Origin of the sequence: Paenibacillus sp. A3 (assembly GCF_001399685.1) — a bacterium.
Lineage (GTDB): Bacteria > Bacillota > Bacilli > Paenibacillales > NBRC-103111 > Paenibacillus_G.
The window spans coordinates 1-1,011 of the sequence record NZ_JTHN01000290.1 but is presented as its reverse complement, the minus strand read 5'-3'; the positions used below and the strand labels follow the sequence as shown (position 1 = coordinate 1,011).

General features: G+C 48.0%; 1 protein-coding gene and 1 pseudogene. Both read right to left on the bottom strand.

What is annotated here, in order from left to right; genetic code table 11:
* Positions 1-331: MATE family efflux transporter (locus tag QJ48_RS33195; RefSeq protein ID WP_272948180.1), on the bottom strand; the 331-nt coding region annotated here is incomplete at its 3' end.
* 366 nt (positions 332-697) lie between these two features.
* A pseudogene (locus QJ48_RS37805) lies at positions 698-1,011 on the bottom strand (beta-N-acetylhexosaminidase); the annotation flags it as partial.

Here is a 1,011-nt window from a genome sequence, read left to right as displayed (position 1 = left end):
GCAGAACCGGCAGCACGACAAGCGAAAACGCCATACCGAAGCTGAGACCTAGTATTCCTTTGACGCCGGAAAGATTGTTCGCTCCCCAATATTGGGCGGCCAGAACGCTGCAACCGCTGCTGAGACCGACGAGCAGCACAATCGGAATCATCATCGCTTTGCTGACAATACCGACCGCAGCCACTTCGGTTTGTCCCAACGTCCCGACCATCAGGACATCCGACAAATTCCGCGACGACAGCATAAGCACCTGAATAATGACAGGAATCGCCGTCGTAATAAAACTGACGAAAAAAGCTTTTTCAAAGCCAAACCGCTTTCTTGTTTTCATCCCGGTTCTCCCTATCGTATGTCTCTTCATCCTCTCGCCGACTGTTTTGCAGATCGGCGAAACTTTATCGCCGTCACTATTTCCCGTATTCTGCCCAGCATTCACTCCTTTTTATGGTTTACTCTCCATCCCGGTTTCCCCTAACCTCCATCAGGGAAACTTTTTCTTATAATCCAATAAATAGTAAACACTATTTATTAAATGGATATTATCAAATATTCCCCATAGGATCAATAGGTTTTTATGGATTTAAAATTTATAATTTTTACGAAGAGAACCGTTGTTCATCGCGGGTTGAAAATTAGAGAAGCCTCTTGCGCCATAACGCAGAGGCGGACTCTTGAAAACAATACGCGCTTTTTCCGGTCAAAAAATCGGCAGCACATGGAAAAAGACATTTGGCGAAGCAATTCGAAAATAGTAGCTGCTCCAGCCCGCGCCTTTGTTGTTAAAACGATTGCGCTGGCCGAACACCAACCGCTCCTGTTCCAATTCTTCAAGTTTATCGACTCTGCCCTCCGCATAATCCAGCAGTCGCGCGCTTGCACTCTCCAGCCTCGTCAGAACGCCGCCATAGCGGATATCGAGCACTTCCCATCCAAAAGGCTTATACATCGCGTGCCATTGGTTCCGATGGGCAATCCGCAGTGCGTTGACGCGTCGGGAAAGCTCGGGAAGCA